This is a genomic window from Hymenobacter ruricola, from assembly GCF_015694525.1.
Classification (GTDB): Bacteria; Bacteroidota; Bacteroidia; order Cytophagales; family Hymenobacteraceae; genus Hymenobacter; species Hymenobacter ruricola.
Genome location: NZ_JADQDM010000003.1, coordinates 339,501 through 357,125, shown reverse-complemented (window position 1 = coordinate 357,125; position 17,625 = coordinate 339,501). Strand labels below are relative to the sequence as shown.

The window sequence follows — 17,625 nt, the reverse complement described above, 5'->3', positions numbered from 1 at the left end:
CCACCCTCGCGCTGGCCGCCGGTTTACTGTTTGCCGCCTCAACGGCTTACGCCCAGGGCAAAGTAGCCGACGCGCCCAAGCGGTAGGTATCGGGCCGAATTTCGGTTTTCTTCGTGCTGCCGCATTTGGGGCGCTCAATTGCTTTGATTTGCTTCGCCATGCTGCGTCGGCCGGCGGAGTGGCGCGCCGGGCGGGAGTGCCCGGACATACGCGCCCGCCAACCAGAAGTTAAATCGTAGCCTTGGTACCAGCCGCCGCTGTCGGCGCCTGCCCGGCCCTGTTCCCGACGGGCACGGAAGTACAAGCATATGTTGCGTCCAGCCGGTACTCAGGCCCCAACGCGGCGGTAGCGGGGGCCGCAAGCAAGACGGATTTTATGTCAGGCGCGGGAATTAAGACAGGCAAAACGCTGGTCAGCCGTGCTCAGGCGCTTACTTCTTGGTAAATCCCTGGGCCGTGAGCTGCATCTGGGTCATGTCCATCTGGTACTGGTTTTTGAACAGCGCCACCACGCTTTCGCGGTAGGCGGCCTGCGTGCCGGCCTTCACGGCGCCCACCCACGCGCTGCCGAGCAAGACGGTTTGCAACTTAAATTCTTCGCCCAACTGCGCCCGCGCGGCGGCGGTGCCCAGCTGCGGGTTGCCGGCCAACACCGCCGCCACCTGCGCCCGGGCCCCGCGGTTCTGGGCCGGGCTGATGTCGTGGTCACCGGTCAGGCCGCTCACAATCTGATAACCCGTAACTAAATAGCACGCAAGGGCATCGGCGGCGTCGTTCTCCCGCAGGCCCGTGTCCTTCAGCATCCCCCGGTACAGGGCTGCGTAGTCGGATTTACCGGGCGCAAAGGCGGCCGTTAGCTCTTTGGCGGCGGCCGCGTCGGTGGCTTGCAGGCGCTTGGCCGCGGTGGCCACGGTTTGCTGTTGCAAGGCAGGCGTGGCCGTGTAGGCAAAACTGGCCGTGGCGGCCTTTGCGGCCGGGCGACTGGCGCCAGCGGTGCTGGGGTGCACCATCGCGTTGCCGACATTGCCCGTCCAGCCTGCCATCAGCGTTGGGTCGAGGGCCATGATGGGCGCATCCTGGGCGTGGGTAGTGGTGGCGGCCAGCAGCAGGCCAGCGGCGAGGACGAGGGGGGAAAGCGAAGTTTTCATGCTGAATGGAAGGTGGGGAACCGGCTACCGTAGCCGTTGACTTTCCCAACGATGATTAAACGGCTGAGGTTGAGTAGTCGTACCAGCAATGTCATTGCCAGCGCCAACGCGGCCTTGCTAGTCGTCGATGTAAGCGTTGGCGCCGATAAAAACCATTCTGTTACTGGGTTTGGCGGGATTGCCCTCGCCCCCATTGGCCTGAAAAAACCTTTCTGAGCTGCTCGCTGACCACGGCCACGCGCTTTCGGAGTTGGTACCAGAAGAACAGCTGCTGCGTTTTGAATGGCTGCGCCCCGCCCAACAGGCAGGCCATTAAGCTTCTCGAAGGCGGAGGCTATGTATCAGCGGTTCAGCTGTTACGCCCTGAACAGGTCGTAGCCGTAGCTGGTGGCGCTACTTTCCCATTCCTGCAAGAAGCGTTGGCTGGACCTGTCTTACGCTGCCGAGTTGCTTCACGGAGTCAGGTATGAACAATGAATCATTGAGAATTAAAGTGAATCGGCCGCTATCGGCAGGCCAGTGATTTACTAATAATATGAGTAATAACCATTTTTTACGGTAGCCATACGCTATGTCTTTGCAGGAATGACTAATTATATTGTCAATATTTACTATTGATAAACAGCCACCTACAATAAAAGCCAAATAATTTAGCAATGAGGCAAAACTTTTCAGTCTTTCTTTGCGCTATCAATGAAGCTTGCTGCCTTGGCTGGCGCGGCTGGTTGCTCACTAATGCTTTTTATCATGGCTGATTTTGCTTATGCCTACGCCCACCCTTCGACGCTGACGCACAGCGCCACGGGCAACGTTTTGGAGCTGGCGGCTTACGCTGAGGACGCGCCCGCGGGTGGGGCAGCCTGCTTTTTCCGGGGTGGGCTGGCCAACGCTTGGCTAGCCGCGCGGGGGCTAACGACATTAGCCAAGGTAGTGGCCTCGCGTTTTGTGCCGCAGAGCGCCGCCCTGCGCGACCCCATCGTGACGGCCGGGGCCGGGCTGCTGCGCTTTGAGGCGTTTTCGTCGTGCAACGGCGTGTACGCCCGCCTCGACCTGGGCCCCGAGGCGCTGGACGGCGAGTTTCTGGCCAGCGGCACCACCAACGTGGACTTCAACGAGCCCATGGTGAACGCCCTGGCCCGCGTGGCCCGCACCGAGCCGGTGGTGCTGCGCGTGGGCCAGCAGGAAGTAGTGCTGGAGCGCGCCGCCGGCACCGTCACCGAACGCAAGGTGACGCTGCCCGAGCGCTGGATTAAGGGCCTCACCGCCGTGCAGGGCTACCTGGCCCAGATGGAAGAGAAGCTGACCCTGAGCCGGGTGCAGGCCGCGCAGCTGTTGCAGGGCTTGCCCGCCGGCGCCACCCGCACCGACCTGTTTCTGGTGCTGCGCGGGCCGCGGCCGAGCTTCGTGCCGGTGGGCAGCGCGGGGGCCGTGCGGGTGGGCGGGGCGCACCGCCTGCGCCTGCTCGACGGCCTGCTGCCGCTGTGCGAAAGCCTGCGCGTGTACGCCACGCCCGACGGGCAGGCGTCGGCCTTCGTGCTGGCGCTGGGCGGCGGGCACGAGTTTGTGCTGGCGTTGAGCGCCGAGGTGAACCGTGGCTTTTCGGGCGAGGGCAACCAGCTCGATACCTTGCTGGAAGAACTGCCCACGGAGTGGATTGCGGGGGCCAACCAGCTGTTTCGGGGCAACGAGACGTTCAACCCCGCGCTGTTTGCATTGGAACACGACCTTGACCCCGGTACCGTGGACCGGCTGTGCGCCAGCCTGTCGGCCATGGGCCTGCTGGGCTTCGACCTGCGCAGCAACCACTACTTCTACCGCCGCCTGCCCTTCAAGCTGGAGCGCATCCTGAAGCTGAACCCGCGCCTCAAAAACGCCCGCGCCCTGCTCGCTGCCGCCGATGATGTGCAATTGGTGGGCGTGGGTGCCGGCGGGCGTAGCGAGGTGCGCGTGCGCGGCACCGATGCCTGGCACACCGTGCTGGTGGGCGGCGGGGAGTTGGCGCGCTGCACCTGCCAGTGGTTTACGGGCCACCAGGGGCAGCGCGGGCCGTGCAAGCACATCCTGGCGGCGCAGTTGCGGTTTGGCGCGGAGGCGGAATAGGAAGCCGTTGTGCGGGCCTGGCGCCCACACTGGTTAAGACAAGTCAATCAATAAGCTAACCCCACTTATGTCAGCTGCTGCCGACACCTTTGAACAATTCATCCGCCGCGGCACCGCTGCCGAACTGACGCCGTTTCTGCTGGCCCTGGACAAGTCCGACATCGTGCCGGTGCGCACCCGGGCCAAAAGCCTGCACAAAGAGCTGGACGAGTATGTGAAGCGAGCCGATGGGCACTGGTCGCGGCTGATGCAGCCGGAGCAGGACCTGATGCTGTTTCTGGCCGGCATCGCGACCTACTCGCAGAAGGAGGCTTTCGGCCGCAGCCTGGGCAGCCGCCACTACCTCCGCACCGACGCGCGCTTTCGCATTGAGCGCGACCCGCTGCCCTGGGTGTGGGCGGTGCTGCGCCACACCCGCCCCGCCTGGCTGACGGAATGGCTGGTGCGCAACCACCGCAGCAACCCGTGGACCACGCCCGACTTCGACACGCTGCAGGCCCTGGCCGCGGAAGGACTGCTGAACCCTACCCCTACCCTGCTGGCGTACGCGGCCGCCCGGCAGCTCGACATTGTGGGCGGCGAGCTGGACACGGCCTTCGCGCTACGGCAACAACAGGCCGAAGGCAAAAAGAAACTGAATGCGCTGCAGGTAGCCATGTGGGCCGACCTCGTGGCGCGCTGGCCGGCTTTGGCGGCGGATAGCCCCGGGCAGCCGTCGTTTCGGGCGCTGCTGCTGGACGCGCTGCGGAGCAACGCGGCGCTGCTGGGCACGGGCCTGCCGCTGCTGTTTGAATTCGACACCCCGGCCGACTCGACCGTGGCCTACTGCCACAGCATCAAGCCGGTGGAAGACCTGCGCTGGCTCGATGTACTGCCGGTGCTGGTGGAATCGGGCCACCTTGACCGGGCCCGGTTGCTGACCGACTGCCTGCTGGCCCTGCGCCGCGACTTTCGCCGCCCGCTGCTGACCTGGTTCAAGGAGTTGTTTCTGACCCTGCAACCCACGTTGGCCGAGCGGCTAGCCCGGCAAAACGAGTTGGTGGAACTGCTGGCGCACCCGCTGCCCCAGGTCATCAATTTTGCGCTCGACCAGTTCAAGGAATTATGGACCCACCCCGACTTTGAGCCGGCTACCCTGCTGCTGTACGCCGATGGCCTGATGACCCGGCCCGACCTGAAAACCGGCCTCAAAAATCTGTTTGGTGGCCTGGATAAGTTGTTGAAAACCAATCCGGCGCTGACCCCAGAAGTGGCCCGCCTGCACACCGCCGCCCTGGCCCACCCCGATGCCGGCGTGCAGGAACGGGCCGCCAAGGGCTTAGCCGTCCTGCTGGGGGCCAAAAAACCGCTGCTTGACGCCAGCGCCGCGGCCGATACCATTGTAGAACTGGACGGCTTGGGAGAACTGCTGGGCGCCCCGGCCCGTGCGCTCCTGGCTGCTTGGCTGACTGCCGCCCCGGCGCTCGCCGCCGAAACGGCCGTCTACGCTCCCCGCGCGGAGTTCACGCCCGACATCTCCGATGCCACGGCCATTGCCCCGGTGGCCGACTGGCACGAGCTGCTGTTCCTCACCGGCCAGGCCCTGCAACCCGACCAGCCCGAGGCCCAGGAGCGTTGGCTCGACGGCCTGCTGCGGCTGCGCACCCAGTACCCGCCCGACTACGCCCAACAGCTGCGCCCCTACCTGCTGCAAGCCTTGCCTTATTTGCTAAAAGGCAAGACCGAACCCGAAACGCTGGAGCTGCTGCGCAATTTCAACCACGGTCAGGGCCGAAACGGCCAGCACGAGCTGCTGCTGGCGCTGCTGTTGGGCTGGTACGGGGGCTTCGCGCAGCCGCAGGTGGCGCGGGTGCGCCTCGCGGCCCAGCACCAGCTGCACCCCGACCCGCTGCTGGCCCTGGCCCGGCAGCGCCTGCTGGCCGCCGAAGCCCGCCTGCGGGCCGGAGGCGCGGCGCTGCCGCTGCTCAGCACGCCCAGCCACGCCCCGCACTGGGTGGCCCCCAGCGCCCTGCTGGCCCGCCTGCTGGCCTACGAAGCCGCCGGTGCCGCCCCCGACGCGGCCGACCTGGCGCTGGCGCTGGGCCGCCTAGCTTGGAATGCCCCCGCCGAGGCCGAAACGGCCCGGCCACAGCTCCGCGAGCTGCGGCACGCGGGCCTGCGTGAGCTGCTGGGCTGGCTGCTGGCCCCCGCCCGCGCCACGCCGCCCCTGCCCGTGCTGAAGTCGCCGGATAAGTCGCTGCTGCAAAAAGCCACCAGCCGGTTCAGCCAGTGGGTATCGGGTGAGGCCCCGGCCCCGCCGACGCTGGACGACGCGCTGCCCTGGCTGTGGGCCGTGGCGGCCCGCACCCGCTGCCCGCACGCGGCGCTGCCGGCCCTGGCGGCGCTGGCCGACTACCCTGGCCTGGCCGCGCCCTGGGTGCCGACGTGGGACGTACGCACGCGCACCGAAATCTACAAGCAGTCCTGGAACCAGAAGGAGCCCGAACGCACGTACCACTACCACGAGTTGGCCGTGGACACGGCCACCCCGGCCCCACCGCCCTCGCCGCTGCTGCTGTACTCGCTGCACGCCCGGCTGCCGCAGAAAGACCACACCTATTTCTGGGCGCTGGCGGAAGATTACCGCTTTTTGCTTTCGCTGCTGCCAAACAATCCCGCCCCGCTGCGCTGGCACCTGCTGCGCTCGGCCTTCCGCACCAGCGACGGCTACAGCGAGGAGCACAGCCTGCTCAGCAAGCAACTGCACGCCCTGCTGGCCGACGGCCCGGCCTACGACGACTCGGCCTCGACGCTGCTGGCCGTGGGCCTGCTCTACAATCTCCCGACGGGGCGCGCCCTGGCCTGGGAGGTTGTGCTGGCCGCGGCCGCCAACGGCCGGCTGGTGCCCGCCGCGTTGGGCGCGGCGCTGGGCCGCCTGCTGGCCAGTGCCTACGCGCCCGTGCTGCGCCTGGCCGAGGCCCTGCCCGCCGCCCGCGGCATCTCGCCCGCCACCGACGACGCCCTGCGCCAGCTACTAGATGCGTTGCTGCCCGAACTGCCCGCCGAGCCGCTGCGCAACACCGCCAAGCTCCTGGCGGCCTACGCCGACCTGCGCCCCCGGGATGGGTCGTCCGTGCCCGCTGTGGTGGCCGACAAGCTGCAAATCTGGCAAGCAACCGGTAGTTTGAAGAAGGCCGCCGTGGCTTTATTGGCTGAATAAACCCTACTTACGCATGTTCGTGCCATGACCTTAGAATTTGTAGCGGGCGACGTGTTTTACACGCTTTCCAACCAGGAATATCAGTTGTTCAAGGTGTTGGCCGCTGACTCCAACCTGGGCGCTTACCACGTGCGAGCTTACGCCCACAGCCGGCCCTGCCCGCCGTGGCCGACATCCCCCAACTGCCGGTTCAAATCGGCCACACGCCCATTAGCGCCGAAGGTTTCGACCAGCCAGTGTGGCTGGCGCACCAGCCCGTAACAGCCCGGGAGCTGGCGGGCTACTACTTTTATCTGCATTACACCCCGTGGTGCCCTTGGCTTTTGCCGCCGAGCCGACTTTGCCCGACCTCCGCGAGCAGGAGGTAGGCATTGCCGAAAACGAGCTGACCGAGGCGCAGCGCAAGGCCTATTGGGCAGGTGTGGCAGGTGTTGCAGTGCTTTTAGCGTGCCGCCAGTGTATACTTGACGTCCTGACAACGCTGAAGCCATGCAACCTCCTGCCGCCTGCTCCACCCCCGCCCTGCGACAAGCTGCGCGCCGCGCCGGCCGCCGGCCCTCTTTGCAAACCGCCACGCTGGGCCTGACTGGGGCCGGCCTGCTGTACATTGGGTCGTTGGGAAGCTTGGGCCAGGCCGAGCTCTGGCCCAGCTTGGGGCTGGCTACGCTGGCCCTCTACGGCAGCGCCTGGCTCTACGGTGGCTGGGCCGGCACGGCCATTCACTGCCGCCACCGCGCGCCCTGGCTGACCGGTGCCGCCTACGGCGAACTGGCGCTGTGCACCACCCTGGTGGTGGCCTGTAGCTGGAATGTGGCCCAGGAGGCCATTCGCTACGCTCCCTTTCCGGGCACCACCGGGGCCGATTTTCGGGCGCATGTGCAGGATTCGTTCGAGGACTACCTGCTCAAGCCGCTGGCTTGGGTGCTGCCGCTGGGCACGGTGCTGGCGGTGCTGCTGGGCGGCTGGACCGCCGTTACTTGCAAAAAGGCTCTGAACTCCTCCCGGATTTCGGGCAGCGTCAAGAGTTGCTCCCATTCCGTCGCCGAAAGAGGAGAACGACAGGGCGTGGGCAGAGGGCCCGTTTTCCTTAACTCTGCTCATGCCCAGATTTGAGTTAAGGGTGATTTAACTGAAAGACGGGCCGTGCCAGGTAAAGCAAACGCGGTCGGTCGCTATTTTTACGCCATTCCCCAAACCCGGGCCTAGCATGAAGGTAGTGAACAGACGTTGCCGCCACTTCTGGCGCCGGCTGGCCTTCGGGCTGGTCTGCGGGTTGCTGCTGGCCGGCCTGATGTGCAGTCCCGCGCAGGGACAGCCCGCCCCCGACTGGCAGGCCGACCCGGTGCTGAGCCCGCTCCTGATTCAGCAGATGGTGACCGATGCCGCCGGGCTGCGGTGGGTGGCCACCGACGAAGGCGTGTACCGCTACGACGGCAACGAACTCGTGCCCCTGCAAAAGCTGGTGCGCCAGGGGCCGCGCCTGGCCGTGGAGATGGTGACAGCGCTGGCCTTCGACCGCGCGGGGCGGCTCTGGCTGGGAACTGCCTCGGGCCTGGCCCGCTTCGACCCCGCCACCGGCCTACTGCGGGCGGTGCCGCTGCCGTTGCGCCCCGACGAACGCCCCAACGTGGCGGCCCTGCTCTACCACCCCCGCACCCACCGCCTTTGGGTGGGCTACGGCGCCGGAACCGTCGCCGTCGTCGATGCGCTGGACCCGCAGGCCCCGCACTTCCCCGTGCGCCGGGTGCCCGAAACCGCGTTCTACTTCACGGCCGAAACCGGGGGCGACGGCGTGTGGCTGGCCAGTGACCGCCCGGCCCTCTACCAAATGGCCCCCACCGGCGCGGTGCGGCGGCAGTTCCGGGTGCCATCGCTGCTGCTGCCGGTACCGGGCACGCAGCCGCAACGGTTTTTGGGCCGCCGGGGCCTGTGGGTGCTGGACGCCGCCAACCACCTGCAAGCTATTTGCCAGTGGCCGCGGCAACTGCCGCAGCTGGCCTACGCACCCTTCGCCACCGACAGCACCCTCGACGCCGTGGGCCAGGGCCAGTGGTGGCACGTGGCCGATGTGCGCGGGGCGCGCCCGCGCCTGTTCGTGCGCCCGGTGCCCGGCCCGGCCCCCGGCTACCTGCTGGAGCGCGACGCCGCCGGCATCTGGTGGCGCTACGCCCGCGATTGGCGCGGCTGCTACAAACAGCGTCAGGTGCGGCAGGTGGTGGAGCCCGTGCGGCGGGCCGGCGGTGCCCCGGTCGGCAGCGCCCGGCTTATTACCCGGCTGCCGGACGGGCGGCTGTTCGTGTCTACCTACGGCGGCTGCTTCACCCAAGCGGCCGACTCGCCCCAGGCGCTCCTGCGGCCCTTTCGCCTCGGCAAGTCGCGCGGAAACGAACCGTATAACGGCGTGTTTGACGGCGCTGTCGCGGCGCCCGCGGGCGGCTTTGCCGTGCTGGCCGATGAGCTGTGGGGCGTGGCCCGCCTGGACCTGACGACGGGCCGCGTCAACAATTTGGCTGGGGGCCCCATGCAGCCCTGGCGGCGCGAAACCATCGGCCCGCCCCACGCCCTGGCCCTGCTCTGCGACCACGCCGGGCGGGTCTGGGTGGGTGGGGCCCCGGGCCTGTTCCGGGTCGGGTCCGACTACGCCTCCGTGGCGCGGGTGGCCGATGACCAACCCGACTGGCCCTTGCATAAGCTCGACGTTTCGGGCCTGGCCGAAGACCCCGCCACGGGCGCCCTGTGGGTGAGCACCAACGGCGGCCTGTTCTGGTTGCCCCCCAGCCAGCCGGCCCGGCTGCAAGCCTACGGGGTGGACGCGCCGACCGGGCGCCGATTGCCCACCGACGCCCTCACCTGCGTGGCGGTGGCCGGGCCCGGCCGGGTGTGGGTGGGCACCCGCGACCAAGGCTTGCTGCTGGTGGACGCGCGCCGAGGTCTGCTGCGCCAGTTGAGCACCGGCGCGGGCCTGCCGAGCCACACCGTTACCACCGTGCTACCCGACCGGGCCGGCAACGTGTGGGCCGGCACCTACGCCGGGCTGGTGCGCTACGCCCCCGGCCGGGGCCAGCTCTCGGTTTTTGGCGAAGCCGAAGGCCTGCAAAACCCCGAACTAAACCGCTGGTCGGCCTTTGCCGACGCTGATGGCACGCGGTGGTTTGGCGGGGTGGGTGGGGTGTACCGGGTGCGGCCCAACCGCGTGCCGACCACGGCCGCGTCGTACCCGCCGCGCCTGCTGCTCACGGCCGTGGGCACCCCGGCCGGCGAAACCGAAGCCGTGCGCTACCTGCCCAGCACAGTCCCCGCCCCGCGCCTCACGCTGGCCGCCGGCCCCCAGGCATTCGTGGAGCTGCAGTTGGCGCTGACGGAGTTTTTCGCGCCCGGCCTTGTGCGCTACGCCTACCGCCTGCACCACGAAGCCGAAGCACGCCCCACGGCCTGGCTGTACTCGCCGCGCCGCTTGGTGCTGCGGGGCCTGGCCCCGGGCAATTACGAAGTAGAAATTCGGGCTGAAACCGCGGCCGGGCAGGCGGCGGCCAACCGCTTGCGCCTGCCGCTGCACGTCGAGGCCCGGTGGTGGCAATGGCCCCTGGTGTGGGCACTGGCCGCGAGCCTGTTGGTGGCTCTGGGCTACGGAGCCTATTGGCTGCGCCTGCGACGGGAGCGGCGCGAAGCCGCCCGCCGGGCCGAGCTGGCGGCCAACCTGCACGACGAAGTGGGCGCCCTGCTCACGCGCGTGAGCATGCTGGCCGAGGTGCTCCACGAAAACCACCCGGCCACCGAACCCGACCCCCGCGCCAGCCGCTTGGATACCCGCCACGCCCTCGACCGGCTGCTCTACAACAGCCGCGCGGCCGTGCAAACCATGCGCGACGTGGTGTGGGGCATCGACTCGCGGGCCGATTCGGTGGGCGCGCTCCTGGACCGGATGCGCGAGCACCTGGGCCAAACCGCCGCGGCCGCCGGCCTGCAGGCCACCTTCACCCACGCCGACCTTAATGAGAAAGCCGGCGTGCCGGCCAGCGTGCGGCAGCACCTGTACCTGGTGTTCAAGGAAGCCGTTACCAACACCGCCCGGCACGCCCACGCCGCCACTGAAATCCGCGTGCACCTGGGCCGCCGCCACGGCCGGTTAGTCTTGGAAGTGGACGATGACGGCCAGGGCACTGGTGGCCCAAAGTCCCGCTCCAGCGGCATGGGCCTGCGCAATATGGCCCGCCGCGCCCAGGCTATGGGCGCCACCTTGCATACCGGCCCCCACGCGGATGGGCGCCCCGGCTACTGCGTGCGCCTGACGCTGGATAGGGTTTAAACAGGTTGCAGAAGGAGCCCCAAGAACGTCATGCTGAGGGCAGTCGAAGCATCTCGCGTGCAATAGTAAATAATTGCTTGCGCGGTAGAGATGCTTCGGCTGCGCTCAGCATGACGTTCTTTTTTGTGCGAATAATACTGCTGCCGGGGGCGTCCTACAGTTGGCCCCGCGCCGCCCGGCTTAGCAACTCGATGCGGCCGCTGACGTGCAGCTTGTGGTAGACGTTTTTGACGTGGGTGCGCACGGTTTCCAGGCCCAGGCCCAGGCGCTGGGCCACTTCCTTGTCGGCCAGGCCATCAATCAGGGCCTCGAAGACCTGCTGCTCGCGCGGCGAGAGGGCGGCGGCGTGGGGCTGCGGGCTGGGCTTGAAGTGGGCCAGCACCCGCCGGGCCACCACCGGGCTCAGGCTGGAACCGCCGCCGGCTACCTCCCGGATGGCCTGGGGTAGCTGACCCAGGGGCGTGCTCTTGAGCAGGTAGCCGCTCGCACCCCGGCTCAGAGCTAGGTAGATGCGGTCGGCGTCCTCGAACATGGTTTGCACGATGACGTCGGCCTGCGGCAGGCGCTGCTTGATGAGGGGCAGCGCGTCGAGGCCGCTCAGGCCGGGCAGGCCGATGTCGAGCAGCACCACGTGGGGAGACAGGCCGTCGGGTAGCTCGGCCAGGAAATCCTCCGCCGACTCGCTCACCAGCACCACGTTCAGGCCCGGCTGCCGGCGCAGGTAGTCGCTGAGCAGCCAGCGCACTTCGGGGTCGTCTTCGACGATGGCCAGGTTGAGCGAGTTCATGGCGCAAAGTACCGCCGCGGCGGCGCCACCACGCCAGCCGCGCCCCTCCCCCATTTGGGGGATGGAGTTTTGTTGGAGGCCGAACCGGACTGCGGCACTTTTGTGCGGCGCTTCTGTCTGAGCTCCATCCAGAAATATCTTATTGTATTTCAAAAAATCATGCTAAACCTGTACCGCACGTTGCGGGCCGCCTTGGCAATTCGCAACACCCGTATGAACCAGACTTTTGTTTCCCTGCTACGCCGCCCGCTGCGGGTGCTGCCCCTGCTGCTGGCGCTGGCCGGCACCGCCCAGGCCCAGCGGCCCGCCACCTTCGGGGCCGTCACTGCCTTTAGCACGGGCGGCAGCAGCCGGCCTCGCGGCATCGCCGTGGCCGACGTGAACGGCGACGGCAACCCCGACCTGCTCACGGCCAACTACGGCACCAGCACGGCCGGGGTGCAGCTCGGTACTGGCACGGGCACCTTCGGCACCGCCAGCACCTTCAGCACGGGCGTCGGCAGCCTGCCCCGCGCCATTGCGGTGGCCGACGTGAACGGCGACGGCAACCCCGACCTGCTCACCGCCAACAACGGCAAAAGCACGGCCAGCGTGCTGCTGGGCACCGGCACCGGCACCTTTGGCACCGCCAGCACCTTCAGCACGGGCACCTTCAGCGAGCCCCGCGGCATCGCCGTGGCCGACGTGAACGGCGATGGCAAGCCCGACCTACTGACGGCCAACATCGGCAGCAACACGGTGGGGGTGCTGCTGGGCACGGGCACCGGCAGCTTCGGGGCCGTCACTACCTTCGGCACGGGCAGCCAGCCCTGCGGCATCGCCGTGGCCGACGTGAATGGCGACGGCCAGCCGGACATTATCACCGCCAACAATGGCGACGACACGGTGGCGGTGCTGCTGGGCACGGGCACCGGCACTTTTGGCCCCTTCACTGCCTTCGGCACGGGCAGCGGCAGCACACCCTACGGCGTGGCCGTGGCCGACGTGAACGGCGACGGCAACCCCGACCTGCTCACGGCCAACTCCGACACTAACAAGGCCGGCGTGCTGCTGGGCACGGGCACCGGCAGCTTCGGGTCCGTGAGGACCTACAGCGCGGGCCCCAATAGCATACCCTTCGACATTGCCGTGGGCGACGTGAACAACGACGGCAAGCTGGACCTGCTCACGGCCAACGCGGGCAGCGACACGGTGGGGATGCTGCTGGGCACGGGCACGGGCACCTTCGGTCCCGTCACTGCCCTCAGCACGGGCAGCGGCAGTGAGCCCTGGGGCGTTGTGGCGGCCGACGTAGACGGTGACGGCCGGCTGGACCTGCTCACGGCCAACAACAGCGCCTACACGACCGGGGTGCTGCTCAACACCACGCCCGTGCTGGCCACGCGCACCTTCCTGCCGGTGACGAATACGAGCAGCGGCAACAGTCCCCGCGGCGTGGCTGTGGCCGACGTGAACGGCGACGGCAAGCTAGACCTGCTCACGGCCAACTACGGCAACAGCACGGCCGGGGTGCTGCTGGGCACGGGCACGGGCAGCTTCGGGGCCGTCACCACCTTTTCCTCGGGCGGCGGCCTGCCCCGCGCCATCGCGGTGGCCGACGTGAACGGCGACGGCAAGCCAGATTTGCTCACGGCTAACAATAGCATTAGCAGCAACTCGGTGGGGGTGCTGCTGGGCACGGGCACGGGCAGCTTCGGGGCCGCTACCACTTTTAGCGCGGGCGGCAACAGCGCTCCCCGCGGCCTCGCGGTGGCCGACGTGAACGGCGACGGCAAGCCGGATGTGCTCACGGCCAACTACGGCACCGACGCGGTGGGGGTGCTGCTGGGCACGGGCACGGGCAGCTTCGGGGCCGTGAGCACCTACAGCACGGGCAGTAACAGCCAGCCGCGCGACCTGGCGGTGGCCGACGTGAACGGCGACGGCAAGCTGGACGTGCTCACGGCCAACCTCTTCAACAACACGGTGGGGGTGCTGCTGGGCACGGGCACGGGCAGCTTCGGAGCCGTTACCGCCTTTAGCACGGGCAGCGGCAGCACGCCCTACGATATTGCCGTGGCCGACGTGAACGGCGACGGCCAGCTGGATGCGCTCACGGTCAACGCGGGCAACGGTACGGCCGGGGTACTGCTGGGCACGGGCACGGGCAGCTTCGGGGCCGTGAGCACCTACAGCACGGGCGGTAGTTCTACCTACGCCCTCGCGGTGGCCGATGTGAACGGTGACGGCCAGTTGGATTTGCTCACGGCCAACAGCAGCAGCGGCACGGCCAGCGTGCTGCTGGGCACGGGCACGGGCAGCTTCGGGGCCGCCGCCACCTATAGCACCGGCACCAACAGCCTGCCCTTCGACATCGCGGTGGCCGACGTGAACGGCGACGGCAAGCCGGACCTGCTCACGGCCAACAGCAACAGCGGCACGGCCGGGGTGCTGCTGGGCGGGCTGGATTTGGTGGTGAGCACGACCACAGGCATTTACGCCGACGCCCTCTACACCTCCTTCACCGTCACCAGCACCGGCGTGGGCACGCTGGCCAGCCCCATCAGCGTGGCCGGCAGCACCACGGTGCAAAGCGGCGGCGTGCTCAACGACGGCTGCTTCGTGCTCAGCGGCCCGGGCAGCTTCACGCTGGCAGCGGGCGGCACGCTGGGCATCTGCTCGGCGCAGGGCATCAGCAGCAGCGGCAGCACCGGGGCGGTGCAGGTCACGGGCACCCGCACCTTCGACGCCGACGCGCGCTACACCTACAACGGGTCGGCGGCGCAAGTCACGGGCACGGGCCTGCCGGCCACCGTGCGCGCGCTCACCCTCAGCAACGGCGCGGGGCTCACGCTCACGGACGACGTCACGGCCACCAGCGCCGTCGCGCTCACCGGCGGCGTGCTGCGCACCGGCAGCAATGCCCTGACGCTGGGCCCCACCGCCACGCTCAGCGAAGATGCTGACGGCTACGCCACGGGCACGGTGCAAACGACGCGCAACCTGAGCACGGCCGGCACCACCCAGACCTTCGGCGGGCTGGGCCTCACGCTCACGCCCAGCAGCAGCCGCCTGCCTGGCAGCACCCTGGTGGTGCGCACCACCGGCACGGCCCGCACCGGCGCGGGCACCAGCCAGAGCGTCAAGCGCGTGTTCGACATCCAGCCCGCCGTCAGGACCGGCCTGAACGTGGCCCTGGCCCTGACCGTGCGCGACGACGAGCGCAATGGCATTGCTGCCGCCAACCTGCGCCTGTTCAAGAGCGATAACGCGGGCACCACTTGGCAACCACAGAAGGCCGCCACCTTGGCCACTACCGCCGCCAGCGGCAGCCAGCCCACCACCCACACCGCCAGCCTGAGCGGCATCAGCAACTTCTCACTCTGGACCCTGGGCAACGCCGCCAACCCGTTGCCCGTGGAGCTGGCCACCTTCACGGCCCAGGCCCAGGGCACGGGCGCCCTGCTGCAATGGACGACAGCCAGCGAACTCAACAACGCTGGCTTCGAGGTGGAAAGCAGCGCCGACGGGGCCCGCTTCGCCCGCCTGGGCACGGTGGCCGGAGCCGGCAGCAGCACCCAAGCGCACACGTATGCTTTCGTCGATGAGCACGTGGCCCGCTACGCCGCCCCGCTGGTGTACTACCGCCTGCGCCAAGTGGACCTGGATGGCACGGCCAGCTACTCGCCCGTGCGCACCGTGGCGGTGGGCCCCCAAGCCAAACTGGCCCTGTTTCCCAACCCAGTCACCCAGGCTACTACCCTCACGGGCGCGCAGCCCGACGACGCCGTCACGGTGTTTGATGCCCTGGGCCGGCAGGTGCTGGCCGCTACCGCCGATGCCGCCGGCAAGGCCGCTCTGACGCTGCCGCAGGGGTTGGCTACCGGCGTGTACGTGGTGCGCGTGGGTAGCCAGGCCTTACGCTTGGTGGTAGAATAGGCCCTGTTTCTGAAGAAAAAAAGACAGTCGAAGTTAGCGGGGGCGTGGAGCGTATCATTATAGTACTGCGTGCCGCCGGAATGGACGTACCACTGCCCCGGGTAAAAGGTGCCAAAGCCTGACTAGTATAGCACGCATTCACAAAAATTCTACGCCCCTGCTGCACTTTTAATACCGATTGGTATATTTGCCGTAGTTTTGTCAGCACCTATGTCTAAAGCCGAGCGCACCCGCCAGTTCATTATCGAGCAAACGGCCCCTGTTTTCAATAAGCAGGGCTATGCGGGCACGTCGCTAAACGACCTGACGGCCGCCACTGGCCTGACCAAAGGGGCCATCTACGGCAACTTCGAAAACAAGGAAGAGGTGGCGCTGGCCGCCTTTGAGCACAACCTCGCGTTTGTGTTCAACGGCCTGCGCGCCAGTGCGCCCAAGACTGCGCCCGCGCGCGAAAAGCTGCTGGCCGTACCGCGCTTCTACCGCCAGGTTTACGCCGAACTGCAAGCCCGGGGCGGCTGCCCCATCCTCAACACGGCCGTGGAAGTGGACGACGCCCCTGCCTCCCCCCTGCGGCGGCGGGTACAGGAAACGTTGCGCGGCTGGCACGGCAACCTCGTCCACGTCATCGAAGCGGGCCAGCAGGCCGGCGACCTCAAGCCCGAAGCCGACGCCACTCGTTACGCGACGGTTTTAATGGCGCTGATTGAGGGCGGAGTGCTCCTGGCCAAAGCCACCGAGAACCCCCAGGCGCTGTACACGGTGCTCGACCACCTGGAACAATTGATTGAAACCGAACTGGTGGCCTGACTTTTTTTTACCCAATAACATACCAATCGGTATAATATTGAAGCACCGCGTTTGCTCCTGACAGAGCCTTTCCATTTCCCACCTCTCTCCCTTTTCCCATGGATGCTTACTTGCTGGATTTCGCCCGCACCCCCTTCCAGTTTGCCCGCAAAGGCACGTTTGCGACCCTGCCACCGGCCGAGTTGGCTGCGCAGCTGGTGCGCGGCCTGCTGGCCCGCCAGGCCTTTGACCCCGCCGAGCTGGAAGACGTGCTGCTGGGCTGCGCCTACCCCGAAGGCGAGCAGGGCGACAACCTCGCCCGCATCGTGGCCTTGCTGGCCGGGCTGCCCCAGCACATTGCCGGCGCCACTATCAACCGCTTCTGCGGCTCCTCGATGACGAGCATTCACGCCGCGGCGGGCAGCATTGCCACCGGCGCGGGCGAGGCGTTTTTGTGTTTGGGGGTGGAATCGATGACCAAGGTGCCGCAGAGCGGGTTGCACCCTTCCCCCAGCCCGGCCTTGCTGCAATTGCGCCCGGAAACGTACACCCCCATGGGCATTACGGCCGAGAACGTGGCCCGGCAGTACGGCATCAGCCGGGAAACTCAGGAACAGTTTGCCACCGCGAGCCAGGCCAAAGCCGCCGCTGCCGTGGCCGCCGGGGCCTTTGCCGACGAGCTGGTGCCGGTGCAGCTATCCGATGGCTCGGTGGTGACCCAGGACGGCTGCCTGCGTCCGGCCACAACACCGGCGGGCCTGGCCGGCCTCAAGCCGGCGTTTGCGGCCGATGGCACCGTGACGGCGGGCACCTCCTCGCCGCTGACGGACGGGGCGGCGGCCGTGCTGGTGGTGAGCGAGGCCTTTCTGCGGCGGCACCAGCTCACGCCCCTGGCGCAGCTAAGAAGCGTGGCAGTGGCCGGCGTGGGCCCGGAGGTGATGGGGCTCGGGCCGATTCCGGCCACGCACAAGGCCCTGGCCCGGGCGGGGCTGCGCTTGGCCGACATGGATGTGGTGGAGCTCAACGAGGCGTTTGCGACCCAGGCGCTGGCCTGCCAGCAGGAACTGGGCATCGCGCCCGAGAAGCTGAACCTGGACGGCGGCGCCCTGGCATTGGGGCATCCGCTCGGTGCCACGGGGGCGCGCATCACGGGCAAGGCCGCCGGCTTGCTTCGGCGCACGGGCGGGCGCTACGCGCTGGCCACGCAGTGCATTGGGGGCGGGCAGGGCATTGCCACCGTGCTAGAGCGTTGCTAAAGGTGGACTGGCCCACGGCCTGCGCCGGGCCACTCGCAAGGGCCAACTGTACTGGTCGGATAAGTCGAAAACTGCTACTGTTTTGGGGGCACAGCATCCCGGACTTTTGTCGGACTTCTGCCCAC

At 67.8% G+C, this 17,625-nt stretch carries 11 protein-coding genes; 9 read left to right on the top strand and 2 right to left on the bottom strand.

The annotated features are described in order from the left end of the window. Window positions 1-431: 431 nt before the first annotated feature. Window positions 432-1,148 carry a hypothetical protein gene (locus tag I2H31_RS09375; RefSeq protein ID WP_196292762.1) on the bottom strand — a complete coding sequence of 239 codons (717 nt, stop codon included), beginning with the start codon at window positions 1,146-1,148 and terminating at the stop codon, window positions 432-434. A gap of 51 nt (window positions 1,149-1,199) precedes the next feature. On the opposite strand from I2H31_RS09375, the gene I2H31_RS09370 reads away from it, so the two are divergent. The 6 genes from I2H31_RS09370 (at window position 1,200) to I2H31_RS09345 (ending at window position 10,753) form a co-directional block, all read left to right on the top strand. Then, on the top strand, window positions 1,200-1,364 hold the full coding sequence (locus tag I2H31_RS09370; protein ID WP_196292761.1) for a hypothetical protein: 165 nt from the start codon (window positions 1,200-1,202) through the stop codon (window positions 1,362-1,364). A 531-nt stretch (window positions 1,365-1,895) separates the two neighbouring features. Next, window positions 1,896-3,248, top strand: coding sequence for an SWIM zinc finger family protein (locus I2H31_RS09365; protein ID WP_196292760.1), 1,353 nt, complete (start codon window positions 1,896-1,898; stop codon window positions 3,246-3,248). A 67-nt stretch (window positions 3,249-3,315) separates the two neighbouring features. Next, window positions 3,316-6,447, top strand: coding sequence for a DUF6493 family protein (locus I2H31_RS09360; RefSeq protein WP_196292759.1), 3,132 nt, complete (start codon window positions 3,316-3,318; stop codon window positions 6,445-6,447). Window positions 6,448-6,471: 24 nt separating this feature from the next. Further along, on the top strand, window positions 6,472-6,708 hold the full coding sequence (locus tag I2H31_RS09355; protein ID WP_196292758.1) for a hypothetical protein: 237 nt from the start codon (window positions 6,472-6,474) through the stop codon (window positions 6,706-6,708). A 228-nt stretch (window positions 6,709-6,936) separates the two neighbouring features. Further along, window positions 6,937-7,560, top strand: a complete 624-nt coding sequence (locus tag I2H31_RS09350; RefSeq protein WP_196292757.1) for a hypothetical protein — start codon at window positions 6,937-6,939, stop codon at window positions 7,558-7,560. A 94-nt stretch (window positions 7,561-7,654) separates the two neighbouring features. Then, complete coding sequence (locus I2H31_RS09345; protein WP_196292756.1) at window positions 7,655-10,753, top strand: sensor histidine kinase; 3,099 nt, start codon at window positions 7,655-7,657, stop codon at window positions 10,751-10,753. A 154-nt stretch (window positions 10,754-10,907) separates the two neighbouring features. Here I2H31_RS09345 and I2H31_RS09340 read toward each other — a convergent pair whose 3' ends face one another. Next, entirely contained in the window at window positions 10,908-11,540 is a 633-nt protein-coding gene (locus I2H31_RS09340; RefSeq protein WP_196292755.1) for a response regulator transcription factor, read from the bottom strand. A 213-nt stretch (window positions 11,541-11,753) separates the two neighbouring features. Here I2H31_RS09340 and I2H31_RS09335 point away from each other — a divergent pair, with 213 nt between their 5' ends. From I2H31_RS09335 to I2H31_RS09325, 3 genes are all read left to right on the top strand, one after another. Beyond that, window positions 11,754-15,458 (top strand): T9SS type A sorting domain-containing protein, encoded by a 3,705-nt coding sequence (locus I2H31_RS09335; protein WP_196292754.1) that lies wholly within the window; start codon window positions 11,754-11,756, stop codon window positions 15,456-15,458. Between the two features lie 210 nt (window positions 15,459-15,668). Continuing rightward, a complete protein-coding gene (locus I2H31_RS09330) occupies window positions 15,669-16,265 on the top strand; it encodes a TetR/AcrR family transcriptional regulator (protein WP_196292753.1) in 597 nt (198 codons plus the stop codon). 98 nt (window positions 16,266-16,363) lie between these two features. Next, on the top strand, window positions 16,364-17,500 hold the full coding sequence (locus tag I2H31_RS09325; protein ID WP_196292752.1) for a thiolase family protein: 1,137 nt from the start codon (window positions 16,364-16,366) through the stop codon (window positions 17,498-17,500). Window positions 17,501-17,625 lie beyond the last annotated feature (125 nt).